The 22,959-nt window shown below is 60.1% G+C and carries 25 protein-coding genes and 1 tRNA gene; 8 read left to right on the forward strand and 18 right to left on the reverse strand.

The features are described 5' to 3' along the window. Positions 1-10: 10 nt before the first annotated feature. Positions 11-292, reverse strand: coding sequence for a hypothetical protein (locus AB6803_RS13670; protein ID WP_371109392.1), 282 nt, complete (start codon positions 290-292; stop codon positions 11-13). Positions 293-693: 401 nt separating this feature from the next. Here AB6803_RS13670 and AB6803_RS13675 point away from each other — a divergent pair, with 401 nt between their 5' ends. Beyond that, entirely contained in the window at positions 694-1,794 is a 1,101-nt protein-coding gene (locus tag AB6803_RS13675) for a porin (RefSeq protein WP_371109393.1), read from the forward strand. Between the two features lie 276 nt (positions 1,795-2,070). Then, positions 2,071-2,397 carry a hypothetical protein gene (locus AB6803_RS13680; RefSeq protein WP_371109394.1) on the forward strand — a complete coding sequence of 109 codons (327 nt, stop codon included), beginning with the start codon at positions 2,071-2,073 and terminating at the stop codon, positions 2,395-2,397. 177 nt (positions 2,398-2,574) lie between these two features. Here the strand turns inward: AB6803_RS13680 and AB6803_RS13685 are convergent, their stop codons facing one another. After that, positions 2,575-2,835, reverse strand: a complete 261-nt coding sequence (locus tag AB6803_RS13685; RefSeq protein ID WP_371109395.1) for a hypothetical protein — start codon at positions 2,833-2,835, stop codon at positions 2,575-2,577. Between the two features lie 180 nt (positions 2,836-3,015). Here AB6803_RS13685 and AB6803_RS13690 point away from each other — a divergent pair, with 180 nt between their 5' ends. Together AB6803_RS13690 and AB6803_RS13695 are read left to right on the forward strand one after the other, a co-directional pair. Further along, on the forward strand, positions 3,016-3,408 hold the full coding sequence (locus AB6803_RS13690; protein WP_371109396.1) for a BA14K family protein: 393 nt from the start codon (positions 3,016-3,018) through the stop codon (positions 3,406-3,408). Positions 3,409-3,522: 114 nt separating this feature from the next. Continuing rightward, positions 3,523-3,599, forward strand: a tRNA-Pro gene (locus AB6803_RS13695). 37 nt (positions 3,600-3,636) lie between these two features. On the opposite strand, the gene AB6803_RS13700 is transcribed toward AB6803_RS13695, so the two are convergent. Then, the gene (locus AB6803_RS13700; RefSeq protein WP_371109397.1) at positions 3,637-4,341 is read right to left on the reverse strand and encodes a thermonuclease family protein; all 705 of its coding nucleotides are present in this window, start codon (positions 4,339-4,341) and stop codon (positions 3,637-3,639) included. A 91-nt stretch (positions 4,342-4,432) separates the two neighbouring features. Continuing rightward, positions 4,433-4,651 carry a hypothetical protein gene (locus tag AB6803_RS13705; RefSeq protein WP_371109398.1) on the reverse strand — a complete coding sequence of 73 codons (219 nt, stop codon included), beginning with the start codon at positions 4,649-4,651 and terminating at the stop codon, positions 4,433-4,435. Between the two features lie 413 nt (positions 4,652-5,064). Between AB6803_RS13705 and AB6803_RS13710 the strand changes: the two genes are divergently transcribed. Together AB6803_RS13710 and AB6803_RS13715 are read left to right on the forward strand one after the other, a co-directional pair. Next, on the forward strand, positions 5,065-5,277 hold the full coding sequence (locus tag AB6803_RS13710; protein ID WP_371109399.1) for a hypothetical protein: 213 nt from the start codon (positions 5,065-5,067) through the stop codon (positions 5,275-5,277). 224 nt (positions 5,278-5,501) lie between these two features. After that, complete coding sequence (locus tag AB6803_RS13715) at positions 5,502-6,518, forward strand: PHB depolymerase family esterase (protein WP_371109400.1); 1,017 nt, start codon at positions 5,502-5,504, stop codon at positions 6,516-6,518. Between the two features lie 11 nt (positions 6,519-6,529). Here the strand turns inward: AB6803_RS13715 and AB6803_RS13720 are convergent, their stop codons facing one another. The 8 genes from AB6803_RS13720 to AB6803_RS13755 all read right to left on the reverse strand — a co-directional run bounded on the left by AB6803_RS13720 (position 6,530) and on the right by AB6803_RS13755 (position 13,495). Next, positions 6,530-6,961, reverse strand: a complete 432-nt coding sequence (locus AB6803_RS13720; protein ID WP_371109401.1) for a type II toxin-antitoxin system VapC family toxin — start codon at positions 6,959-6,961, stop codon at positions 6,530-6,532. Continuing rightward, positions 6,961-7,206: a type II toxin-antitoxin system VapB family antitoxin gene (locus tag AB6803_RS13725; RefSeq protein WP_174162959.1), complete on the reverse strand. Its 246-nt coding sequence runs from the start codon at positions 7,204-7,206 to the stop codon at positions 6,961-6,963. The genes AB6803_RS13720 and AB6803_RS13725 overlap by 1 nt, the downstream gene beginning before the upstream one ends. Before the next feature lie 70 nt (positions 7,207-7,276). Then, the gene (locus AB6803_RS13730; protein ID WP_371109402.1) at positions 7,277-7,531 is read right to left on the reverse strand and encodes a DNA-binding protein; all 255 of its coding nucleotides are present in this window, start codon (positions 7,529-7,531) and stop codon (positions 7,277-7,279) included. 130 nt (positions 7,532-7,661) lie between these two features. Next, on the reverse strand, positions 7,662-8,867 hold the full coding sequence (locus AB6803_RS13735) for a glycosyltransferase family 4 protein (RefSeq protein ID WP_371109403.1): 1,206 nt from the start codon (positions 8,865-8,867) through the stop codon (positions 7,662-7,664). Then, positions 8,864-10,126, reverse strand: a complete 1,263-nt coding sequence (locus tag AB6803_RS13740; RefSeq protein ID WP_371109404.1) for an O-antigen ligase family protein — start codon at positions 10,124-10,126, stop codon at positions 8,864-8,866. The genes AB6803_RS13735 and AB6803_RS13740 overlap by 4 nt, the downstream gene beginning before the upstream one ends. Then, on the reverse strand, positions 10,123-11,685 hold the full coding sequence (locus AB6803_RS13745; RefSeq protein ID WP_371109405.1) for an undecaprenyl-phosphate glucose phosphotransferase: 1,563 nt from the start codon (positions 11,683-11,685) through the stop codon (positions 10,123-10,125). The genes AB6803_RS13740 and AB6803_RS13745 overlap by 4 nt, the downstream gene beginning before the upstream one ends. A gap of 76 nt (positions 11,686-11,761) precedes the next feature. Continuing rightward, the gene (locus AB6803_RS13750; RefSeq protein WP_371109406.1) at positions 11,762-12,907 is read right to left on the reverse strand and encodes a glycosyltransferase family 4 protein; all 1,146 of its coding nucleotides are present in this window, start codon (positions 12,905-12,907) and stop codon (positions 11,762-11,764) included. Between the two features lie 12 nt (positions 12,908-12,919). Further along, positions 12,920-13,495, reverse strand: a complete 576-nt coding sequence (locus AB6803_RS13755) for a polysaccharide biosynthesis/export family protein (protein ID WP_007692743.1) — start codon at positions 13,493-13,495, stop codon at positions 12,920-12,922. 192 nt (positions 13,496-13,687) lie between these two features. On the opposite strand from AB6803_RS13755, the gene AB6803_RS13760 reads away from it, so the two are divergent. After that, positions 13,688-15,880: a GumC family protein gene (locus AB6803_RS13760; RefSeq protein WP_371109407.1), complete on the forward strand. Its 2,193-nt coding sequence runs from the start codon at positions 13,688-13,690 to the stop codon at positions 15,878-15,880. Here the strand turns inward: AB6803_RS13760 and AB6803_RS13765 are convergent, their stop codons facing one another. Beyond that, a complete protein-coding gene (locus tag AB6803_RS13765) occupies positions 15,881-17,143 on the reverse strand; it encodes a GNAT family N-acetyltransferase (protein ID WP_371109408.1) in 1,263 nt (420 codons plus the stop codon). It lies immediately after the preceding gene. Between the two features lie 139 nt (positions 17,144-17,282). Next, positions 17,283-17,492, reverse strand: a complete 210-nt coding sequence (locus AB6803_RS13770; protein ID WP_371109409.1) for a DUF2842 domain-containing protein — start codon at positions 17,490-17,492, stop codon at positions 17,283-17,285. 112 nt (positions 17,493-17,604) lie between these two features. Here AB6803_RS13770 and AB6803_RS13775 point away from each other — a divergent pair, with 112 nt between their 5' ends. Continuing rightward, positions 17,605-18,708, forward strand: a complete 1,104-nt coding sequence (locus tag AB6803_RS13775; RefSeq protein ID WP_371109410.1) for a COX15/CtaA family protein — start codon at positions 17,605-17,607, stop codon at positions 18,706-18,708. 37 nt (positions 18,709-18,745) lie between these two features. Here the strand turns inward: AB6803_RS13775 and AB6803_RS13780 are convergent, their stop codons facing one another. From AB6803_RS13780 to AB6803_RS13795, 4 genes are all read right to left on the reverse strand, one after another. Continuing rightward, the gene (locus AB6803_RS13780) at positions 18,746-20,119 is read right to left on the reverse strand and encodes a tlde1 domain-containing protein (RefSeq protein ID WP_371109411.1); all 1,374 of its coding nucleotides are present in this window, start codon (positions 20,117-20,119) and stop codon (positions 18,746-18,748) included. Positions 20,120-20,496: 377 nt separating this feature from the next. After that, positions 20,497-21,429 carry an N-acetyl-gamma-glutamyl-phosphate reductase gene (gene argC, locus AB6803_RS13785; protein ID WP_371109412.1) on the reverse strand — a complete coding sequence of 311 codons (933 nt, stop codon included), beginning with the start codon at positions 21,427-21,429 and terminating at the stop codon, positions 20,497-20,499. A gap of 87 nt (positions 21,430-21,516) precedes the next feature. Further along, positions 21,517-22,470, reverse strand: a complete 954-nt coding sequence (gene speB, locus AB6803_RS13790) for an agmatinase (RefSeq protein WP_371109413.1) — start codon at positions 22,468-22,470, stop codon at positions 21,517-21,519. A gap of 97 nt (positions 22,471-22,567) precedes the next feature. After that, positions 22,568-22,840 (reverse strand): hypothetical protein, encoded by a 273-nt coding sequence (locus AB6803_RS13795; protein ID WP_371109414.1) that lies wholly within the window; start codon positions 22,838-22,840, stop codon positions 22,568-22,570. Between the last annotated feature and the right edge of the window lie 119 nt (positions 22,841-22,959).

Raw genomic sequence — 22,959 nt, forward strand, 5'->3', positions numbered from 1 at the left:
GCTTTGCCGATCAATTGCACTTGCGCGGAACGATGGGATTCGCCTGACTCGGCGCGACGATGGACTTGCCATCGGCGGAGCGGGGCAGCGTCCAGCAGGCGTTCGGATCTTTTTCTTCCGTATCGTCCACGTCGCTTCTTTCGGTAATGGCGCTGCGATAGTTCCTGTAGTCGCCGGCGCCGGGGCTATCGCCCGAACCGCCCCGGTCGCCCCCGTGATCGCTGGAGCTGGCCATTGCCGCCGTACCCATGCCAACGGCGATGAGGAATACGCTTAAGGTTTTGAAAGGCATATGTTTTTCCTCCGAACCATAACTTTCTTGAATCGCGTCTGATCGCGACCACCTCCTGATCCCGGCGGGTAATTGTATTTATTTATGACCATCTTTCAATACAGCTCCAGCGCCCCTTCGGGCGGTGCTCGCCATCCTTCGGATGCTCCGTCTGCGCGAGTAGTGTGATCCCCGGACCAACGGCAGTGATATTTTTGTCACGTATAAGAAGCTAAGCGGATATAACAATTAGCTCGCTATGCTTATTAACTTGCAAGCCCGCGGCGCTGAGTTCAGCTTTGACGGCGAAGCTTCACCGCTTCGTTCCCGTTAAGGGGGAGACGTCAAGTCAGGCTATGGGGCGGTATGGATTTGTCTACCGCGGAGCTCCGTCCCCTGATGGATATTCGAATGGAGACACCATGAACATCAAGAGCCTTCTTCTCGGCTCCGCTGCCGCGCTGGCAACGGTGAGCGGCGCCCATGCGGCCGATGCCATCGTCGCGGCCGAACCCGAGCCAATGGAATATGTCCGTATCTGCGATGCCTATGGCACCGGCTATTTCTTTATTCCGGGCACTGAAACCTGCCTGAAGATCGGCGGCAAGATTCGTACCGAAGGCGAATGGTACGATGCCTATAATCCGAAGGGTAAGGTCGGCACGCTCTGGCATGACCGTACCGAACTCAATGTCGATACCGCGACGGACACGGAATACGGTCCGCTGAAGACCAACACCATCTTCCGCTGGGAGTGGAACGACGGAGGAGCTACCTCCTCCAAGCTGCTGTTTGCCAATATCAGCCTCGGCGGCTTCACGGTTGGCAAGCTCGACTCGCAGTATAACCTCTATGCCGGTTACGCCGGCGACGTCATCAACGACGACGCGATCTACGACGGTCCGTACGAACTCAATCAGTTGACGTACAAATATGATACCGGCACCGGTTTCTCCGCCGTCATCTCGCTGGAAGACAGCAACTCGGGTTCGGACTCGGACAGCTATGGCGGCGCGTGGGTTACCTCGAAGACCGATCAATATGCGCCGAACGTCGTGGCTGGCTTTGGCTACACGACGGGCACGCTCGGCTTCAAAGTCGTTGGCGGCTATGACTCCATCGTCGAGGAAGGCGCCATCAAGGCCCGTATCGATGCCAAATTCGGCGGTGTGGAAGCTTTCCTCATGGGCGGCTGGAACACGGATGGCGACAAGCTCAACCAGTATGCCGGTTCCTATCAGGATGAATCGGCCTGCACGACCTCCGATGGCGTTGTCCATGGGGCAAAGTGCGGCTGGGGCGATTGGGCCGTCTGGGGTGGCGTTGGCGTACCGGTCAACGAAAAGCTGAAGTGGAACCTGCAGCTCGCCTATACCGAATCGAAGATTTTCGAAGCAACGACGAACCTGAAGTTCAACCCGGTCAAGGATTTCCTTATCGAGCCGGAATTGACCTACATGCACTATGACTTCATCAATGATGATACCGTTGCCGGCATTCTCCGTTTCGAGCGCAACTTCTGATCGGATCTGCGATCACCGTGTAAGGTATGGAAAGCGGCTGCCATAGGCAGAAGCTTCGAAGAATGGCAAAGAAGCCCGGTTTCATGCCGGGCCCTTTGTTTTTAAACGCACTTTGGAGACGTTGGCGCTTAGGAGAGCGCTCGATCGGTAAGGAAACGTCCTGTCGAGCCCATGGTGCTTTCTTGTTAACTAATTGGTAATCGAAGGCTTGCGTTAGCTTACCTTTGGCTGTATTTCCGTATTTAGAGACAACACTTTAAATTGCCGGAGGGGAATATGCGCATACGAGCTACCATGGCGCTCGGTCTTTTCGCCATATCGACTATTTTGACGAGCTGCCAGACGCCGGAGCAATCCGCAACCAGCGCCGAAATGACCTGCCAGTCCCAGGGTTTTCGCCCGGGTACCCAGCGTTACAGCCGCTGCGTCGGCGCCACCTATCAGGCCAATCGCGCCCAGGCGCAGCAGGCCGAAAATCAGGCTGCCGCAGGGATCGCCGCAGGCGTCATCGGTGGCGTCCTCGTTGGTGCCGCGGTCAGCGACAATCATCACCGCGGCTATTATGGCCGCCCCTATTACCGCCGCTGCTATCGCTGCTGGTAAGCCGGAGCGAACGCTTCGCTTGCAAAATCAAAAACTCCGTCAGCGCTATACTGGCGGAGTTTTTTGTGGGCGGCTGCTTGCGGCAAGAGCAAGCCCAGGAAAAGTGCGCAGCAGTTTTCCGTCCGGAATTGCGTCAAAACAATAGGATGGAGCGTTTCAGCGCTTCCGTGAAACGCTCTAGTTCACCGGCGTCATCACTTCACGGCTCACGAGCTTCAGGCTGTGATCAGGCTGGATGATGTAGGTCTCGTAGACGTCCTCACCCCACTGATTGGTGAAATGGTGCGGCAGGCGCGTGCCCGGAGGCGATAGCGTCAGCTTCATCTGCGGCTGGCCACGATAGGTGATGCTGCCGGGAATGGGCTGCAGGGATTGTTCGGTCGTGGTGCATGCGGCAAGCAGTGGCGCGCATAGCAGAAGAGCAATCAGGGGCTTCATCGCCGTAACTTTCCAATCACATCTTGTTCAATGATAATCCGTCGGTGAAGAAAGACGGACAGGTATCTGTGAGTGTGGCTCGCACTTACTATATAGAGGTAATGTCGGGGTGGCCGGCGGCAAGGTTTCTCACGCAGATGTGCTTGGAACTGCCGCTACTGGACTTGGAAGGAGCTACACATGCGAATGATCACCAGGTCGCTGGCTGTTGCAGGTTTTGGCCTGTTGCTGGCCGCCGGCGCGGTCTTGCCCGCCAGCGCCATTTCCATGCCGGGACTTTCGGTGCCGGAGCGGCAATCCGATATCATCCAGGTCCACGGCCATGGCCACTGGCACAGCCACAACCATTGGCGCGGTGGCCACCAGCGCCACGGTTTCGACGGCTATTACGACGACGATTCGGATAGCGGCGTGCTCTTCAAATCCTTCGTGACCGGCACGCTGTTCTACAGGCAGCACATGCAAGGCTATTACGATAGTCGTGCGCGGGCTTGCGCCAGCCGCTATCAATCCTATCGCCCCTCGGACAATACATATCAGCCGAGCCACGGGCCGCGCCGGGAATGCAGGTGAGCGAAAGAGCGAGGATTTTTCTCGCTCAGGCCGCCATTTTTCTACCGAGCTGCGATTTTACCCCTTGCGCTGCCATGGCTGACAGACTAATGCAAACATGCCTTTTAGGCAGGTCGGGGCGTAGCGCAGCCCGGTAGCGCACTTGACTGGGGGTCAAGGGGTCGCAGGTTCAAATCCTGTCGCCCCGACCATTTAAATCCTTGAACTCCCAATCAAATTTTCACTGAGTTAACTGCACCAGGATGCAGTTTGTCCCGTCCAGCGGCGGGCGAGCCCTTCGGCTACCAATTGATCGCCGATGGAGCGGCCGGCGCGCATGGCGATGCGGAATTTGCCGCCATGTTGATCTTCGCCGCGGGCACTGCCGGAGAGTGCGAACGTGCCGTCATTGAGCAGGGCTTGCAGGCGCAGCTTCGCGGCGGCGCCCTTTTGCCGTTCGCCGGCGCAGTGCGATGGGTCAGTATCTGGCACATCGATATCCGCCAGGCGGATTTTGACCCCGTTCTGCCAGAAGGTACTGCCGTCGACGACACAGTTGCCCCCGCTCGCACTGCCGCACAGGCCGAATCGACTACCGCTTTCGCGGGCAGGGGCGGTGGCCAGCACCGGAGCCGCACGCTCCACTGGCAAGGAGACGGGAATGGCATTGGGTGGAACAGGCATCGTCGTGTCCGGCCGTTCGGGAACGACGACCGCCATCTTAACCTTCGGCTTCATGGCCGGTGTCGGCGTCGCCTGTACCACCTCTGTCGTCTGCGATACATGCCGGGCGCCGGTAGCGCCCACATTGGCCAGGAGGGCCGGCATTTCCCTGCGGTGCTCATAGGCGAAGATGCCGGCTGCGGCGGCCACACCGACCATCCCCCATAGCCACATCGAATTGCCCGCTTTGGACTGTGGCTTGCGCCGCGTGCGTCGTTTCGCTTTTGCCATGGTGTCATCCCTCAATTGCGGGGGGATTATCGCCGCGATTTCTTACCGATCCGTTGGCATTTCGATTGTTCGCGTCCGGTGCGAGCTTTCTTCACTTCGCAGTCGAGGCGGCAGGCTTTAATTTGACCGCCATGCCGACCTGGCCGCGCACCGTCAGTTTCGGCCCGCGGCCATCGATGTTGGTAACATCGGTGTTGCTGGAAAGACTGTTGATCTGGCAATCGTCGGCGATGGTGTCGAGCAGCACTGCGCAGTTGCTGGTCGCGATGCGATAGAAGGATTTTGAGCGCATCCCGCTGTTGCGTTTCATTGTCGCCGTCTGCGACCGGAACGGAAAGCGATATGCCGGACTGTACGGAAATATAGCCATCGGGCATTTGGCGTGGGTTTCGCAGCGGCAATGCCGACAGCGACTGGGCAAGGGCTGGCTCGGTTGCGCCAAGCAACAGCATGCAGAATGTCGCAGAACTGATGCGCTTGTTCATCAGGAAGCCTCCGTTTCGTTGCATCCTTATGTCAGACGCCCGTCAAGACTTGATGATTGTGTCGCTTAAAATTGTAGTATTATAAAGGTTGTGTTGGCTGTAGCCGACACGCCTGTTTTACAAAACCTTTCTTGCCAAGCCACGAGGTGGGGCGCATAGTTATTTCAATGTCGCCGGTTACATGCGGGCTCCGGTGATCGTGTTGGCGTGCTTCCGCCCGACGGACGAGGCAGCGCAGATGTTGGAAACCTCCATCCATCCCCAGGATTTACCCCTGTTTTCGGACGATCTGGATCGTCTGGAAAAGGTGCTGGATGCTGTTTGCGAGGATCGCGGCATCGATCATCGCGGCCCGGAGGCCGAGCGTCTCGGTGCCCTGATCATTCAGCTCTATCGTCAGGGCGTAAAAGAAGATGCGAAGCTCATTGCCCTGGCACGAGCTTATCTCTGACATCTCCGGCTTCTTTGTTGACGATAATCTAATCGATTTAAGCTGATTTCACATAGCAGCAATGATGCATTGTGACTGTTCGAATCTCGTTCTTCGCCCTATATTTGCTGCATCGCACAAATAGAGTCGCATTGCTCGATGCCGGCCCCTTGGGAACGGAGTGCGGTCGCCGCCCGCCAAACAAAATCAACAACGGCGGGTGCGGATAATTTGAAAGGTCTAGGATGAATTTCAAGGTTCCGAGCCGGCTCCGCCGTTTGCTCGTCGATTCCGTCGAGTTGCCACAGCTCAAATTTCCCGTAACGAGGCCGCGGTCGCAGCCGGCACGCCAGCGCGTATCCACGCAGCTCGTGCCGCAGAGCCTAACAGAGGTCTTGTGGTTCGGGCGCAATCCGGGTGACCTGCGCATGCTGGAATATGTGCCGCCGGGCATCGACGGTCCAATGCCGCTCGTCGTCGTCCTGCACGGTTGCCAGCAAAATGCCGAGGATTTCGATCGTGCCAGCGGCTGGACGGCCCTGGCGCGCAAGCATGGATTCGCTGTGCTCTACGCCGAGCAGAAGCCCTTCAATAATCCCAATCTCTGTTTCAACTGGTTTCGCCCGAGCTCGGTATCCCGCGATCGCGGCGAACTGGGGTCTATCCGCGAGATGATCGATTTCAGCCGCCGGCTGCATAAGATCGACGACAACAGGATTTTCGTCATGGGCCTTTCGGCCGGCGGCGCGATGGCGTCTGCGCTGCTTGCCACCTATCCGGAATTGTTCGCCGCCGGCGCCATCGTCGGCGGTCTGCCCTTTGGTGCCGCCCGCGATGCCATGTCGGCGCTGGATGTCATGAGAAGGGGTTCTGCGCGCCCGGCCGAAAAGTGGGCAGAACTCGTCCGCGAAGTCTCGCCGGATGCCGGCCGGTTCCCGTCGGTCTCCATCTGGCATGGATCTGACGACGGCACCGTCTCATACGCCAATGCCGAGGCGTCGGTGGCGCAGTGGCTGGCGGTGCATGAGCGTCCGCAAACGAAGGGCCGGTTGCGCCTATTCGAGGGCGGCGAGCGGCGCGAATGGCGCGGCGACCACGGCGACGTGGTGGTGGAACTGGTAACGCTCAACGATTTCGGCCACGGCCTGCCGGTCCGTTCCACTGTTACGGGCAAGGAGCCGGCCAACGATACCGAACGCTTCATCCTGTCGGCCGCCATCTCGGCTCCGGAGCAGCTCGTTCAAAGCTGGAAGCTGGCGTAGCGCCTAGACGATCAAGCTAGATCAGTCTGCGCAAAATCGTCGCCTTTATATAGAAGGCCGCTTCCATACGCTTTTGCGCAAGCATACGCGAAACAGTCACCAAAATTGAGATCGGCCGGATGGCCGATTGCTTTTCCGTACATCGCAGCTGCGTCCATCGCTCCGTTGCCGATGGTGTTCGTGATGGCAATTTCTGTTGCGCCAATTTCAGCAATTAAGTCATCCACCAGCTTGCGAGACTCCTGCAAAATCATAGGGTCTGGTTTCGTACCCGGCCCGCTCCGCTTGTGAACGGCAGCCCGCGCAATGCCCAGCATTGCTTCGAAACGGACGAGCGGAGATACTGCACAGGCATTTTCGACATGCGAGAGCCTTTTAGCGAGCTCCTGCCAGCCGGGTTCCTGGTTGAGGATTGCGACAATGACCGATGCGTCTATGAACATCAGACGTCGTCCCACATTTCATCCGTAAATGCCTTGAAGTCGAAATCTGGATTGGGCAGGCCGAGTTTCGTAGCTTCCGCCTGAATCTTGGCAATACGATCACGAAGCGGTACGGCGTCTCGCAGCCGATCGATTTCATGACGAAGCGCGGAACGTACCGCTTCAGTCTTGGTGCGCGCCTTGCTCAACGTCTGCAGTTCAACTGCGAGTGCGTCGATATCGTCGTCTCTTATATAGAGGGGCATCTGCATATCCCAGAATGAATATTCGAATATATTTTAACGAATATTCACCTGCATGGCAATGTTCCGGATATCAGTCGTCGTTGGTGGCGTTCAGGTTTTCCGGCCGGGTGCCGCCATCTTCCGCCCAATGCTTGAAGCGGATGCCGGCGCCGCCGTTTCCGTCGCTGCCGTTGGCGAGAAACAGCACGCCATGGGCTTCAAGGACGGAGCGGACGGCGACAAGCGCCTTGGCGTCCGCCGCACTGACATCCGTTTCCAGCGTTTTGATCGTGGCCAGGGGCAGCTTGCTTTCGGCGGCAAGCGCCTCCGACGACAGTCCAAGCATGGCGCGTGCGCCGCGGAGTTGCGCTGATGTAATCATGGTTGAAATTTAGCGCAAAAACCCGAAAACAGGAACCGATTTCGGACGGAGCTCACCTGCAAATTTAAAGAATGCCGCCTTTTTCGCGCGTCTTTTACGAGGCGCTGCGCAGCAGGAGTTTTTCCTGTCTCCGCAGCGGCGTCGGCGCGCGATAGCCGAGCAGTTCGAAATAGATTTCCTCTGTCGCGTCGGCCATGCCGGCGAGCGTATAGCCATCCTTGCGTTGGCGGGCTTCGGTGGTGAAGTTCCGCAGCAATTTCGGGTCGGCAAAGCGCCGCATCGTCATCGCTAGTTCCGAGGGATCGTCGCTATTGGCGACGATATAGCCGTTGCGGCCGGGCTCGATCACCGTGCGCGCCCCGCCGACATCAGTCAAAAGCAGCGGCTTGCCGCCGGCCGCGGCCTCCAGCATGACATAGGACATGGCCTCGTAGCGGCTGGGCATGACGACGACGTCGAAGGCATCGATGGCAGCGGCACCCGGGATCGCATCATCGAGATAAGCGCGATCCTCAAGGCCGGCGGCCTTGATCATGCTCTTGACCGTATCGGTGAGTTCGCCGACCCCGATCATCAGCAGATGCGCCTGAGGCAATTCCCTGGCGATGCGGGCAAAAGCCTGGACAAGCCGTTCCGGTGCCTTCTGCCGCGTAAGCCGGCCGACGAAACCGAAGAGTAGGGCGTCCTGCGGTATGCCGTAGCGTGCACGGATGGCGGCGCGTTGCCCCGATGGCGGCGCGCTGACGCCATTGACGACGATGCGCAGGCGCGCTTCCGGAATACCCAGCGACCGCGCGTGATCATACTCATCGCGGGACACGCAGATCAGGCAGTCGGACAGCTGGCTGCCGAGCAGCCGCTCAATGCCGCCATAGATCGTCCGGCCCTTGGAGTCGAGCGTCGGGTCCATGGTGCGGAAGGCATGCGGCGTGTAGATGACCGGAACATGTGGGCCTGGCAGCCGCAACCGTGTCAGCGCGCCCGCCTTGGAGCTGTGGCCATGGATCAAATGGAATGGCCCGTGCCGCGCAGCGATCCGGCGAATGCCCCACCATGCGGTGAGATCCCAAGGCCCCGGCGCGCGCCGCATGGCGAGCGGAATGACGCTGTCGAGGCCCATGCCTTCAAGCTCCGCGACGAAGGCGGCTTCGGCGCGCAGCGGCGAATAGACCGCCGTCACCGAATGGCCCCGATGCTGCATGGCGCGGCAGAGGTCGAGGAAGTGCCGCCCGGAGCCGCCGCCGCTCGGTTCGAGGACCTGCAGCAGTGACAGGCGTTTGATGCCGACATTGATGGTCATGATGCAGCCCCCTTCCGGGTCAGGCCACGCTGATGATGTTGCTCCAGAGCCCCGCAGCCCCAGACGATACCGATCAGCATGTAGAGATGGCGCCAATGATCGGTATCGATGACGTTACCGATGCCGACATGGCCGAGAACGACGATCCAGGCGATCATCACGTAGGGCTGCCAGGGCCGCTCCTTCAAAAGGTTGCGAAAGCCGATATAGATCGTCCAGCAGATCATGCTGACCCAGCAGAAGAAGCCAAGCCAGCCATAGGTGGTCAGCGTCTTCAGCCAGATATTGTGCTCGTCCTCGCGAAAGAGGGTGGAGAACACTAGCGGTCCGATGCCGAGCGGCCTTTCCATCGACATCATGAAGCCGAGACGATGGCGCTCGAAGCGGCCGAGATGTCCGCCGTCATAATCCTGGACGAGCTGCGTGCGCGTGGAGAACAGGTCGCTGACCTGATGGAATTGCAGCGCGACGATCAGCACCACGACCATGAGAATGATCGCCGTCAGCGACATCACGAGGATGCGCAACCGAAAGGCATTGCTGCGGTGTTTCAGCAGCATGCAGAAGATCAGCATCACCGAGGCAAAGGCGAACAGCGCCCAGGCGGCGCGCGAGAAAGAGAGAAAGATGCCAAAAGCCAGGACGACCAGGCACAGCGCCTTGATCGGCGCCTTCTTGAGATCGCCGATCAGGATGCCGTGCATGAGATAGATAGTCGGTGTCACCAGATAGGGACCAAAGACGTTCGGGTCCTGGAAGGCGCCCATGGCACGGTCGTAGCGGGTGAAGATACCGAAGCCGGGAACGGCGTGGAAATAGCCGAGGATGCCAAGGCTCGCCGTGATCAGCGCGGCAACGACCCAGGTGTTGAAGATCAGCTTCAGCCGTTTTTCGCTGTCCTCGATGATCGCGGCGTAAAAGACGGCGCTCAGCGCCAGGAAGGTGGAGACGGCGATATAGACCGGCCCGTCAAGATGATCGCTGGCACCGAGATCGCGCATCTGCGTCAACGACAGCATGCCACCGACATTGAAGGTCAGGAAGAGGGCCAGCAGCGGCGCGGTGTTGCGCGAGATCTTCAGCCCGAGGAGGAACCAGAAGCCGATGAGAAAGGCGAGCCACAGCTCATAGGGTGCGGGTTCGGCGATGACGAAGCCTGAGAGGAACACCCCGAAGGCGACGCAAGCCGTGCCGATCAGCCGAAGCGTAGCGAGCTGCGGCCGGTCGACGCGCGGTAAGTGGAGGTCGATCGCGGTCAATAGGCATTTTCCGTGTTGAGAAGACGGAAAGGCGTCAGAAACAGGATCTTTAGATCGAAGAACAGCGACCAGTTCTCGATGTAATAGAGGTCGTAGGCCGTGCGGAACTTGATCTTGTCGTCGCTGTCGATCTCGCCGCGCCAGCCGTTGATCTGCGCCCAGCCGGTGACGCCGGGCTTGACGCGATGGCGGGCGAAATAACCCTCGACCACATCGGCATAAGTGCGGTTATGGCTCGCCGCCAGCACGGCATGCGGACGCGGGCCGACGAGCGACAGGTTGCCGATGAGCACATTGAAGAGCTGCGGCAGCTCATCGATCGAGGTCTTGCGGATGAAGCGGCCGACCGGTGTAACGCGGGGATCATTCTTGGTGACCGCGTTGCGGGCCGTCGGGTCGCTCATATGCGTATACATCGAACGGAACTTGAGGACCTTGATGATCTCGTTGTTGAAGCCGTGACGCTTCTGCATGAAGAACACCGGCCCCTTCGAGGTCGTCTTCACCGCGATTGCGGCGGCAAGCATGACCGGCCAGAGCAGTGACAGCGCGAGCAGGCTGAAGAAGACATCGAAGATGCGCTTGGCGACGCCATCCCAATCGCGGATCGGCTTGTTGAAGATGTCGAGCATCGGCACCGCGCCGACATGCGAATAGGCGCGCGGGCGGAAGCGCAGCTTGTTGGCATGCGCCGCCAGGCGGATATCGGCGGGCAGCACCCAGAGCATCTTCAGGAGCTGCAGAATACGGTCTTCGGCGCTCATCGGCAGCGCGATGATCAGCATATCGACCCGCGTCAGCCGGGCGAATTCGACCAGCTCGGGTACGGTGCCGAGTTTCGGATAGCCGGCCACCATGACCGGCGATCGCTTCTCGCCGCGATCGTCGAAGATGCCGCAGATGCGGATATCGTTGTCGGGCTGATGCTCGAGCGCGCGGATCAGTTCCTTGGCCGGCTCGCCGCCGCCGACGATGACGGCGCGCCGCTCCATGATGCCGTTGCGCGCCCAGTGGCGGATGCCATAAGCGAACACCAGGCGCGCGCCGACAAGGAAAGCCGCGCCGGCGACAAACCAGGTGGTGAGAAGGCGGACAGAATAGACGCCATCGACGTGGAACGGGAGAAGGGCAATGGAGACGACTGCGAACGCCGCCACCCATGGCAGCAGGATGCGCTGCAGGAAGCGATGCGGCATGCGCAGCATCGGGATTTGATAAGCGTCGGCCAACTGCAGAAAGAGGATGGAGAGCGTGCTGAGCGAGATCGTTACCGTTGCCTTCGCCAGAAAGGAATGATCGCCCGATGCTGTCAGGAAGAAGAAAACCGCAAGTCCGACGACGAGCAGCCAGAGGAATTCGAAGAGCCGGTACTGGCCGATGATGATCGCCGGTGTCTGGTTGCCTTCGCGAAACTGTTCGGCAATCTGGCGGGCATAGGCATTGATGTCGCCGGACAGATTCTCGCCGCCCTTTTCCTCGGCGCTACGGGCGCGGATTTCCGAAACCTGCTTGCGAATATGGTCCAAGTCGAACTGCTTGGACTTCTCGATGGGGTTCATGGCAATTCATCCGATCGTTACCGGATATCGCCTAGCAGGTATGAGCTAAAAAACGCTTACAACACTCGCTTGTATTCTAACGTTCTGTACCTGGCTCAAGTATATTGTAATATAGGTTGACAGTATCCCTCGCCATGATCGAGGCTGAAAACGCCGAGCGGATTGTGCCGATATCGGGCATGATGCGGTGAGCCCAATCCGTCTCGGTAATGGCCTCGGCCATCACGCGTGAAAGATCATCGCTATCGTCGGGGATCACGAGCGCCGCGCTATCCTCGCCAAGCGCTTCCGGAATACCGCCGACGCGTGAGGCGATCACGGCTTTCTCCGCCGCAAGCGCCTCCAGCACGATATAGGGCATGGCCTCGGCACGCGAGGGGACGACGACGGTCTGCGACAGGGCAAAGGCGTCCTGCACGCGCATGGCGGGCAACAGACCGATGCGCTGGCCGAGGCCACGCTCGATCATCATCGTCCGGTATTTGTCCCGGTCCGGCCCGTCACCGATCATCAACGCGGAGAGGGGGCGGCCGATCCGTCGCTCTGTCTTGGCGAAGGCCTCCACAAAAAGATCGGGACCTTTGAGGTCCCGCAACATGCCGATATAGACAAAATGGACCGCGTCCGATCGCGTGGGGGCGGTCCTGAAGTCACTATCGCTGATGCCGTTGTAGATCAGCGCGGTGCGCGTCCGTGGCTTGCCGATCTTGCGCTCGTAACTTCGGCGTTCGAAGTCGCAGATGAAGATCAGGCCGTCGGTCAGGAATTCCAGCAGCCGCTCCAGGCTATGGACCAGAATGCCTTGCGGTGAGGTGCGCGAAAAATGCAGGCTGCCGCCATGCGCTGTATAGAGGCGGGCTACGCGATACTTCTTCACCCGCAGGACTGAGCCGATGATGCGTGCAAGCAGGCCGCCCTTGGCGCCGTGCCCATGCAGCACATCCGGCCGCAAACTTTTGATTGTCTTATAACTTTTCCAGAGCGTCGTCATATCGGACAGGCTGATATGCCGCCGGATCGGCAGACGCGTCACGCCGAGCGCGAGGAAGGGCATGACATCGTCGAACAGCCGGTCCTCATGCGCCCCGCCGGTGAGGCTGTCGCAGAGAATGCCGACCTCATGGCCCGCCTTGCTCTGTTCCTCCGCCAGATCGCGGATATGGCGGAAGACCCCGCCGACCGGTGACCTGAAGCAATGGAGGATGCGGAGCGGTTTTGTCATGATCGGGAACGGTCAGAACAGCCGTTCGCGGACATAGATCGTATCGCCCGCCAGCACCGGATCCGAAATGCCGACCCGACCGGTCATGACATGGCCGTTGATCTTGCGGGTCACGTCGGCATTGGCCTGGTTGGCGCGGCTGCTGAAGCCGCCGGCAACCGCGATGGCGTTCTGGATCGTCATGCCGGGCACGTAGGAATACTGGCCGGGCTGGCCGACTTCGCCCATGATGTAGACCGAGCGGTAGCGGTCGATGTCGATGGTGACATCGGGATCGCGGATATAGCCCTGGCGAAGTTTCTGGGCGATCTGGCCGGAGAGCTGCTGCAGCGTACGCCCGCGGGCAGGGACCTGGCCGATGAGAGGGAAGGAGATGTAGCCGGCCTGGTCGACCGTATAGGTATTGGTCAGGCCTTCCTGGTCGAAGACGGTCACGCGCAGGCGATCGCCGCTGTCCAGCATATAGGGCTGGATCGTCGCTTCACTGAAGGCTTTCGGCGCAGGCTGATAGGTGTTGCAGCCGCTGAGCGCGGCGCTCACGGCAGCCATGCCGAGTGCCAGGACAATCTTTGGCTTTGCGAAGGACATTTCGCGCTCACGGACGAGGAAAATCACTGTCGCCGTTATCGATCCGTTAGGGTTAACGGTCGGTAAAGAGCGAAGAAAAATTCATATCATTCATTAGGAGTCTCGAAAGTAATACTCAAAAATACTATTAACGCTTGGGTTACTATAGTCGTTTACAATTAACCTTGGCTTTATATTATGGAGTTCTTGTATATGCCCGGCGTCAATAACAGCCAGCAGGATGTTGATATTGATCTGGCGCTGCTCTTTCGCGCCGTATGGCAGCGACGGCTGCGGGTCATCGCCATCACGCTCGCCGGCGCTTGCCTGGCGTTTGCCGTCGCCAAGGTCGTCTCCCCGGAATATCGCAGCGAAACCCGCATTCTGATCGAGCAGCGCGCGCCGGCATTCGCGACGACGACGCAGAATAGCGACGCCGGCTCGGCTCCCTTGCTGGACGAGCTCAACATCGCCAGCCAGGTGCAGATCCTGCAATCGGCCGATCTCGTCAAGCAGGTGATTACCAATCTGAAGCTCTATGAGCATCCGGAATTCGACGCGGCGACCAGAAGCTCCACCTTTTCCGACATCCTGGTCATGTTGCACCTGAAGAAGAGCTCGCTCGACAAGGCGCCGGAAGAGCGGATGCTCGATGCCTTCACCAACCGGCTGCAGGTCTATCAGATCAATAGTTCCCGCGTTATCGGCGTCAGCTTCACCTCCCGCGATCCGGATCTGGCGGCCAGCGTTCCGAACGCTATGGCGCAGGTCTATCTGTCGATGCAAAGCGGCGCCAAGCTCGATTCCAACAGCGAGGCTACGCGCTGGCTGGAGCCGGAAATCGCCAATCTGCGTGAGAAGGTCAGCGAGGCCGAAAAGAAGGTCGCCGACTACCGCTCCGCCAATGGCCTCCTGCAGACCAGCGACACCAATACCTTCGCGACGCAGCAGCTTACCGATATCTCCGGTCAACTGGCGCAGGTGCGTGGCGAAAGGGCCAATGCCGAGGCACGCGCTCAGGCTGTGCGTGGCGCGCTCGCCTCCGGCCGCTCCACCGATACGCTGACCGATGTCTCGGGCTCGCAGACCATCCAGCGGCTGAAGGCAACGGAATCCAGCCTGGAATCGCAGATCTCGGATCTGTCCACGAGCTTGATGGAAGGGCATCCCCGGCTGAAGAGCCTGCGCGCCCAACTCGCCGACATCCGCCAGCAGATCGACCGCGAGACCCAGAAGATCCTGGCCAGCATCGAGAGCGAAGCCAAGGTGGCGCAGTTGCGCGAGCAGCAGCTCGTAGCGCAGTCGAACACGCTGAAGGCCGATAGCGCCCGGGCAGGGCAGGATGAAGTCGGCCTCAACGCTCTGGTACGTGAAGCGACCGCGCAACGGCAATTGCTGGAAACCTATCTTGCCCGCTATCGCGAGGCCGCGTCCCGCGTCAACAAGAATTCGAGCCCGGCGGATGCCCGCGTCGTCTCCCAGGCCGTCGAGCCGGTCGATCCCTATTTCCCCAAGGTCGGACCAATCGTCGTCGTCGCCGCGCTCGCATCCTTTCTCCTGACCTGCATCGTCATCATGCTGATGGAGCTCTTCAGCGGCCGCGCCCTGCGTCCGGTTGGCCCGGCCGAGCGCGACGCCCTGGTCCGCAAAGAAGCCACTGTTCGTCCGCTGACCGCAGCCAACGCACAACAGAGCGCTGTGCCGGCAAGCATGCTCTCCGTCGCAGCCGATCAGGCATTGGCGCGCGAGATGGAAGAGCAGGTTGATTTCGGGCATTTGCCTCAAGCGGTAGCCGAAGAGGCGGAAGATGAGGAGGATTTCTCCATCCAGTCGGTCGCCGACTATCTGATCGACCGCGGTTCCCGTCTCGCCATTGCCATATCGCCAACCGGTGACAATGGTTCCACTGCAACCGTGATGCTGGCGCGTACCATCGCCGATGCCGGATGCCGCATCGTGCTGGTCGATATGACGGGAACCGGCTGCCCATCGCAGCTGATGGCCGAATCCGACGATCTTTCAGGGGTGACGGATCTGCTCTGCGGCGAGGCCGCCTTTGCCGATACCATTCACCCGGATCGCCTGTCCGACGCGCATCTTGTGCCGCAGGGCACCAGTGATGTCGGTCGCGCCATGCGCGGCGCCGACCGCCTGTCGCTCATCCTCGACGCGCTTGGCTCGGCCTATGATATCGTTCTGGTCGAATGCGGTGCCGCCGACGTCTCCGGCGTCGCGCGTCTGACACGCAGCAAGGATACGGAAATCCTGCTCTCCATGCCGGAACCCGACGAAAACCAGTTCATGACGGCGATGACGGAATTCCAGAAGGCCGGCTATGAACATATCATCCTGATGTCCGGCTGGCGCGTCGAGCGTGGCTCCGACGCCCGCCAGTATGCAGCCTGATCAATCCTTGTCGGCGTCTTCCGTCGAAGAGGCGTTGATGCCCTGCCGCGCGCGCTGTCGCTGGATCAGGCCATAGAGCCTCGGATTGGCCTTGATAGCCGCCTTGGCGCGGGTCACGCCTCTTTGCGCGAAGGCCGCGACATGGCCGACTACCGAGACCGGCAGGATCAGGTCGTGCTGCACAGTCTCCATAGGACACCACGAGCGCTTGTAGCCTTGGTCGCCGATGCCGAAGTCGAAGAGGGCCACGCCCTCGCGATGCAGCCGCTCGATCATCAGCCAGAATAGCAACTCGCCGGGGCTCGCCTCGGGAACCAGCGTCTCATCGATCGAGGCGAACTGGCAGATGACGTGATCGCCCTTGCGCGAGAGAGCGGCAACCGCCGGGATATGCCCCTCAAATTCGCCCTTCAGTCGCAGCGCATGCATCTCCAACGCGGTATTGTGCCCTCCCACGTCCTGATGCGCCAACAGCCCGTGCAGGGCGGTTTGGGTTAGTGCGTCCCGGAACACGTCCGGTAAACCCGCCGTCTTGAAGCGGACCGCTTTCTGCCGGAAGAATAGGTCGAGCAGCGCATCCTGTTGATCGGGCCCCGCGATCACATGTTCATAACCGCCCTTGTCATCAAGGATGCGGCTCTGGTGCTTGAATTTCTTGCGCCGCCGCTTTGCATTCACCTGCTTCAGCGTCGCTTCGAAGGAGCCGAGGAAGGGCAGTTGAAAGGCGTGGTTCTGGTTCTCGACGGCGGGTAGCGAGGTGAGGGGGCTTATGCGGCCGCGCCAGGTGAGCGGCACATTGCGCAACAGCATCAGGTCGGCCATGCTACGCAGTGCGTGCACGATCTCCGCCTCTAGCGACGCTGTCATGCCATCGGCTGCGGTTTCCAGAAATTCCGCTGAGAACAGTCCGGTATTGATGTTGCTATGGCGCCCGCCGATAAATTCGGCGCGGCGCACGCCGTTGGAGCGAATGATCTCCAGCGGCAGGATAAAGGCGGTGCGCCCGTTGAACGAGCCGCGGACGATTGCCAGCGGATACCCGGAGGTTTCGGCCCAGGCAGCACACCAGTCATAGCTCTGATGGAGCGAGGCGAGATCGTCCTGCTCCAACGCTCGCCATTCGGCTTCCAGCGGCGTCATATTGTCGAAGACTTCGACGCGGATGCCGCCGCTCGCCGCCGATGGCTCGGTAGTGGACACAATATCCCTGCGCACCGCGTTCGTAGCGGGCATGTCGGCGATATCGAGCTTCTGCCTGTGCACCTGATGTCTCCGATCGGACGGCATTCGGGTGCAGTCTTCGCTCAGGTGGCTTATTTTTGATTTAAGGTGAGGTCATGCGAAGGATTTCCCGCTCATCACGGTTATCCCCGCGTTAATCCGCGATGGCTTGAACAGATGTTTATCGGGCGCGGGGTCCGGCCATCCACTTGATGATTCCCATCGCCGGCAGCACCCAGATAATGCCGCTGACGAAGAAATAGAGGAAATGCATCCAGCCGGGTTGATCGGCCAGCGTACGCACCGCCACGATCATCGCCACGATCGCATAGATCACCACCAGCAGGACGAGCAAAATCATCCCGACAAATTTGCGCAGGCGAAGGGGCACGGGTTGGTCTCTCCTCTTACGACGGCATACCGCGACGGCATGCCGCAAACTCCCGGGACTTGTTTTGCACGCCCCCATCAGGCAAATCAACAGGCGCATGAAGGGAGATACTATGGCTGTCGCAAATTTGACGTCGGAACAGGCTGTTTTGAACGAAGTGGCCCGCCAGGACCGCAATCGCCGCGCTATCCGCATCTGGCTCGGTTGCGTGCTTCTGGCGCTTTTTGCCCTCGTGCTGGTCGGCGGCGCGACACGCCTCACCGAATCCGGCCTGTCGATTACGCAGTGGCAGCCGATCCATGGTGTCATCCCGCCGCTCAATGCACAGGAATGGCAGGAGGAGTTCGACCTTTACAAGCGCATTCCGCAGTTCCAGCTATTGAACAAGGATATGACGGTCGACGAGTTCAAGGGCATCTTCTGGTGGGAGTGGGCACATCGCTTCCTTGCCCGCGCCATGGGCGTCATCTTCGGCGTGCCACTGTTGTTCTTCGTGCTCACCGGCCGTGTCGAGCGCAAGCTATGGCTGCCGCTTGGCGGTATTTTCCTGCTTGGCGGCCTGCAGGGCGCGATCGGTTGGTGGATGGTCTCGTCCGGCCTGCAAGCGCGGACCGATGTCAGCCAATATCGCCTCGCCACCCATCTCGTCACCGCTTGTCTGATCTTTGCCGCCTGCATGTGGTTCATACGCGCGCTGTCGCCGCATTCGAACGAACCGGCGCCGACGCGGTATTCGGCGAAACTCGCCGGCCTTATCGCCTTCATGGCGCTGTTCCAGATCTATCTCGGTGCGCTTGTCGCCGGTCTCGACGCGGGCATGTCCTATAATACCTGGCCATTGATGGATGGTGCGGTGGTGCCGGGCGGACTGTTCGTGCAGTCGCCGGGCTGGATCAATTTCTTCGAGAACCCGAAGATGGTGCAATATGTCCATCGTCTCGGTGCCTATGCGCTCTTTGCCGTCGTGGCGATCAACATGATAATCTCGCTGCGCGCCGCGGCAGAGACGACCCATGCCCGTCGCTCGGTCGTGCTGTTCGTGCTGGTGTTGATCCAGGCGATCCTGGGTATTACGACGCTGCTCCTGCAGGTGCCGCTACATCTGGCGCTGACCCACCAGGCCGGTGCCCTCATCGTCTTCGGCTTTGCCATCGCCAACTGGCGTGGTTTCTATGGCGAATATCCGCGTCAGACGGTCATTGCCGTGAGGGACTGAGGCGGATGATCGCCTCGCCCCCTTGTTTAGCAAAGCTTCAGCGCGACGCTATATTGCTGGGCGGCGACGACAGACGCGCCACCACCTGTATACGCTTGAATTCGCCGCGCTTGAAGGCAGCCAGGAAGCGGTTGTAATCCTTAAAGACCACGCAGCCGTTCGATTCGCCGCGGCCTCCTCTGAGCATGTATGAGTGCGTGAGCAAGCCGTCACGGCCATAGACGCGGGCGCCGTTCGCGGGTGTCAGGCGCAGCGCCTGCACGCCATGGAACAGACTTTCCCTGTATGTCAGATTGTACGTTTCAGGCGGCGTCGGGCCGGTGTTTTTGCGGTCGACATAGCGGGGATTGTCACGCATGTGGCCGAGGCCGGAATGCGCCTCGAGGCGTTCGCCGCTCGGCAGATAGACGGTTCCGGCCGAGATATCGTAGATGGCGGTGCCGTTGCCGCCGCGCGGGCTGATGGCCGCGAAGGGGTTGAGGAAGGGTTTCGGCCTGGTTTCATCGTCGTCCGTCTTGGCGTAAGCCGTCAAATGCGCCGGCGGTGCCACGGCAACCGTGTCATCGCTGCTGGACCTGGCGGGCGCAGTTGAGGCGACAACGGGCGTCTTTTCCACCACATGCTCCGGGCGGGCGAGCGGTATCACGCTCGGCAGGTTCGCGGCGACCGGCAAAGTCTCCGCAGCCGGCAGGTCGGTGTCCTTTGCGGGCAGCGGCACGGCATCAACCACGGCCGGCATGCTGGCAAGGGGAGCGGCGGAGGCGATTTCGACCGGCTGCGGAGCGACATCTGCCGGGGCGGCCGTTGGCATGGAGGCGGCGGCATATCTGGCCTGCATCAGCGGCAGCACGGTGTTGGCGAAATTGAGGGCGATCACTTTGCGCAGATGGTCGATGGTGGCTGGCGAAGCCGCCACGACCGGCCGGCCGCCCTTGATGCTGGTTGCCGAAGCCTGCTTCTGTTGAAACTCTGAGGCCTGTTGTGCAAGGGCGCTTGCAAGCTGTGCCCGCATCGCATCGGCGGCGGTTACCTTGGGCTGAACGACGACGTCTCTTGTCGCCGTGTATCCGGCTCCGCCGATCGGCGCGTCGGCCGGCACGCTGCTTGTACGAATTTGCTGGTTCATGGGCAAGGTCTGGCTCGCCAGGCGGGCAGGGTGCGTCAGATGGCTCTGCGGCACGATGAAAGCAGACGCCCTCGGCGTCAACGAATCCGCTGCCGACATATCCGCGCCGGGCAGGGACAGGACCATCGATTGCGTGGTGATGAGGGTCGCGGCCACCCAGGCAAAAACCACGACGGAGATGCCGGTGACCACTGTGCCGGGACTGATCCCGGACGATTTTTTCCGGCGCAACGCAGGCCCGGAACGGGAATTGATGTTACCGAACGTCTCGGCCGCAAACGCCATGATACTCTTGATCCAAACTACATACGCACCATGCCGGCTCACAGAAGTATCCGTGCCGGGACGCGTAAACTGCGTCCGGACGCCACTCTGCCGGCTGTCGGAAAGCATGCCGAATTATGGTAACCAATTCCTTTACGCCGGCTCGATCCTGAAAATTGCTTTATGAGCTATGATCATAGCCGCGTGTCCCGAAATGGTTGATACAGGCCGTAGGGAGCGAATGTGGCGTAATTACCACACACAATCAAATTTTCGTTTGGCGGGGAGTTTTCCATTGGGGCGGGTCGTTCGCCCTGTCCGAAAGGCAATCGCCAAATGCATTCGGCGGCCGGAACGAAATCCCGACCGCCGAAGATTGAAAGTACCGCTGAGAGGTCTTAGGCGGAGAGCATCAGGTCCATATTCTGGACGGCTGCACCTGAAGCGCCCTTGCCGAGATTGTCGAGCAGGGCGACGAGATTGACCTGTTCGGTACGGGGCGTACCGAACACGAAGAGCTTCATCGTGTCCTTACCGGCCAGTTCGACGGCATTGATGCGCGGCAGAGCACGGCTCTCGGCAAGCGAAATGACCTGCACGATATCCTGACCGGCAAAGTGTGCGGCAAGCGCGGCATGGATGCTTTCCAGCGTTGCGCCCTCTGCGAGGTTATCGAGGTGCAACGGCACCTGCACGATCATGCCCTGCGGGAACTTGCCGACCGACGGAGAGAAGATCGGCGCGCGGTCGAGCAGCCCGTGCGTCGTCATTTCCGGCACATGCTTATGGGTCAGCGGCAGACCATAGAGGAAATGCGGCGCGGTGATCGCATCCGGATGATCGGCATTTTCCATCTGCGCGATCATCTGCTTGCCGCCACCGGTGTAACCGGAAACGGCATTGACGGTGACCGGATAGCCGTCCGGCAGGATGCCGGCGGCGCGCAGCGGCCGCAGAAGAGCGATGGCGCCGGTCGGATAGCAGCCGGGATTGGCGACGAAACGGGCGCTCGTGATCTTGCCGCCCTGTTCCTTGTCCATTTCGGCAAAGCCATAGGCCCAGTCCGGATGCACGCGGAAGGCGGTCGAGGTGTCGATGACGCGGACATTGTTGTTGGCCGAAACCATCTTTACCGCTTCCTTCGATGCATCGTCGGGCAGGCAGAGAATGGCGATGTCGGCGCTGTTCAGCATGTCTTCGCGCATGGCGGCATTGCGCCGCTCCGCTTCCGGAATGGACAGAAGCTCGACGTCGCGGCGGTCGGCCATGCGCGTGCGAATCTGCAAGCCCGTGGTTCCGTGTTCGCCATCGATGAAGATCTTCGGTGCCATGTTCTTTATTCCTGCTCTTTCAATAGGTTCAGAATGTTTCCGGACTCAGTTTGCCATGAAGTTGATTCAAAATGATAACAGCTGGTCTTAGCTTCCAGCCGCACGCCTTTCGGCGTGGAGACCGAGCATATACATCGCCACCGTCGCCCCTGCAATGGCGGTGATGTCGGCATGGTCGTAGGCCGGTGATACCTCAACGACATCGGCGCCCCTGATATCGAGTTGATGCAGCCGCTGCAGTGTTGAGAGGATTTTCGCACTTGACGGACCGCCGGCAACTGGCGTTCCCGTGCCCGGCGCATAGGCCGGGTCGAGGCAATCGATATCGAAGGTCAGGTAGGTGGGCGCGCCCCTGGTATGGGTGATGATAGCAGAGGCGATATCGGCGGCGCTCATATCTTCGACCTCGTGGCCGTAGAGAACACGGATGCCGTAATCCTCCGGCGCATGCGTGCGGATGCCGATCTGGATGGAACGGTCGGGATCTATTAGCCCGTCGCGAGCGGCGCGGGCGACGAAAGAACCATGGTCTATGCGCCTGCCGTCATCGAACCAGGTGTCCTGATGCGCGTCGAACTGCACCAGCGCCAGGGGGCCATGCTTGGCGGCATGCGCCTTGAGGAGCGGCCAGGTGACGAAGTGATCGCCGCCGAGCGTCAGCAGGAAGGCGCCGCTATCGAGGATCGCATTCGCTTGGCTCTCGATCGCCGTCGGTGTCTCCTGATGATTGCCGTAGTCGAGCAGGCAGTCGCCGTAGTCGATGACGGACATTTCGGCAAAGAGATCGCGGTTGAAGGGGTATTGCGGGTCGTTGTCGAAGATTGCGGAGGCGCGGCGGATCGCCTGCGGGCCGAAGCGTGTTCCCGGCCGGTTGGATGTTGCCGCGTCGAAGGGAATGCCCCAGACGACGGCATCAACGCCCTCGAGCGATTTGGTGAAGCGGCGGCGCATGAAGGAGAGTGCGCCGGCAAAAGTCGGATCGCTGGCCGCGGATGTCAGGCTGGTTGCTGTAAAGGCGTGATCGATCGACGTGCTCGGCACTAACTTTTCCTTCGGTTACGCTGAAAGCACAGTCTAGCTCGACGCGCGCAAGCGTCCATGCCGGCAGGGCTTCAAATGGAGGTTTTTCCCGTCTTTGCTATTTTTTGGCTGGAGCCGTGCATTGATAGGCCTGCTTGATGCAAGCAATTTGCGGCGTGGAGCATTCGGCTTTTCCGTCGGTGAGGGTGCAGACCGAGCATTGATCGGTGAATTCCTTGCAATCCGGATTGGCCTGTATGAATTCCTTCATGCTCTCCGTCTGCGTTTGCTCTTGCGTCGTCGGTTGCGGAGCGTCCGCCGAAAAGGCAGGCGAGATGCCCGATATCGCAAACAGAAATGGCAGGATCAATCCAGCTATCGTCCGTGTCATCCTGAGGCTCCTCCATGGGTGATGCGCGAGTTTGCCATAAAATGCGCGCTTTGCCTGCATGGCGATGTGGCATTCGCCAAAAAAGAACAGGAAAAACAAAAAGGCCGGGTGAAAACCCG

It is taken from the genome of Rhizobium sp. RCC_161_2, assembly GCF_041355235.1.
Taxonomy (GTDB): domain Bacteria; phylum Pseudomonadota; class Alphaproteobacteria; order Rhizobiales; family Rhizobiaceae; genus Rhizobium.

What these genes read in the sequence shown, in the direction of transcription:
- AB6803_RS13745 (WP_371109405.1), bottom strand. Translation starts at nt 11,685, where the DNA reads ATGAACCCCATCGAGAAGTCCAAGCAGTTCGACTTGGACCATATTCGC.
- AB6803_RS13730 (WP_371109402.1), bottom strand. Translation starts at nt 7,531, where the DNA reads ATGCTTGGACTGTCGTCGGAGGCGCTTGCCGCCGAAAGCAAGCTGCCC.
- AB6803_RS13780 (WP_371109411.1), bottom strand. Translation starts at nt 20,119, where the DNA reads ATGGCGTTTGCGGCCGAGACGTTCGGTAACATCAATTCCCGTTCCGGG.
- AB6803_RS13705 (WP_371109398.1), bottom strand. Translation starts at nt 4,651, where the DNA reads ATGAAACGCAACAGCGGGATGCGCTCAAAATCCTTCTATCGCATCGCG.
- AB6803_RS13680 (WP_371109394.1), top strand. Translation starts at nt 2,071, where the DNA reads ATGCGCATACGAGCTACCATGGCGCTCGGTCTTTTCGCCATATCGACT.
- AB6803_RS13690 (WP_371109396.1), top strand. Translation starts at nt 3,016, where the DNA reads ATGCGAATGATCACCAGGTCGCTGGCTGTTGCAGGTTTTGGCCTGTTG.
- AB6803_RS13675 (WP_371109393.1), top strand. Translation starts at nt 694, where the DNA reads ATGAACATCAAGAGCCTTCTTCTCGGCTCCGCTGCCGCGCTGGCAACG.
- AB6803_RS13795 (WP_371109414.1), bottom strand. Translation starts at nt 22,840, where the DNA reads ATGACACGGACGATAGCTGGATTGATCCTGCCATTTCTGTTTGCGATA.
- argC (WP_371109412.1), bottom strand. Translation starts at nt 21,429, where the DNA reads ATGGCACCGAAGATCTTCATCGATGGCGAACACGGAACCACGGGCTTG.
- AB6803_RS13700 (WP_371109397.1), bottom strand. Translation starts at nt 4,341, where the DNA reads ATGGCAAAAGCGAAACGACGCACGCGGCGCAAGCCACAGTCCAAAGCG.
- AB6803_RS13735 (WP_371109403.1), bottom strand. Translation starts at nt 8,867, where the DNA reads ATGACCATCAATGTCGGCATCAAACGCCTGTCACTGCTGCAGGTCCTC.
- AB6803_RS13715 (WP_371109400.1), top strand. Translation starts at nt 5,502, where the DNA reads ATGAATTTCAAGGTTCCGAGCCGGCTCCGCCGTTTGCTCGTCGATTCC.
- AB6803_RS13670 (WP_371109392.1), bottom strand. Translation starts at nt 292, where the DNA reads ATGCCTTTCAAAACCTTAAGCGTATTCCTCATCGCCGTTGGCATGGGT.
- AB6803_RS13755 (WP_007692743.1), bottom strand. Translation starts at nt 13,495, where the DNA reads ATGTCCTTCGCAAAGCCAAAGATTGTCCTGGCACTCGGCATGGCTGCC.
- AB6803_RS13750 (WP_371109406.1), bottom strand. Translation starts at nt 12,907, where the DNA reads ATGACAAAACCGCTCCGCATCCTCCATTGCTTCAGGTCACCGGTCGGC.
- AB6803_RS13710 (WP_371109399.1), top strand. Translation starts at nt 5,065, where the DNA reads ATGTTGGAAACCTCCATCCATCCCCAGGATTTACCCCTGTTTTCGGAC.
- AB6803_RS13760 (WP_371109407.1), top strand. Translation starts at nt 13,688, where the DNA reads ATGCCCGGCGTCAATAACAGCCAGCAGGATGTTGATATTGATCTGGCG.
- AB6803_RS13775 (WP_371109410.1), top strand. Translation starts at nt 17,605, where the DNA reads ATGGCTGTCGCAAATTTGACGTCGGAACAGGCTGTTTTGAACGAAGTG.
- AB6803_RS13685 (WP_371109395.1), bottom strand. Translation starts at nt 2,835, where the DNA reads ATGAAGCCCCTGATTGCTCTTCTGCTATGCGCGCCACTGCTTGCCGCA.
- AB6803_RS13725 (WP_174162959.1), bottom strand. Translation starts at nt 7,206, where the DNA reads ATGCCCCTCTATATAAGAGACGACGATATCGACGCACTCGCAGTTGAA.
- AB6803_RS13720 (WP_371109401.1), bottom strand. Translation starts at nt 6,961, where the DNA reads ATGTTCATAGACGCATCGGTCATTGTCGCAATCCTCAACCAGGAACCC.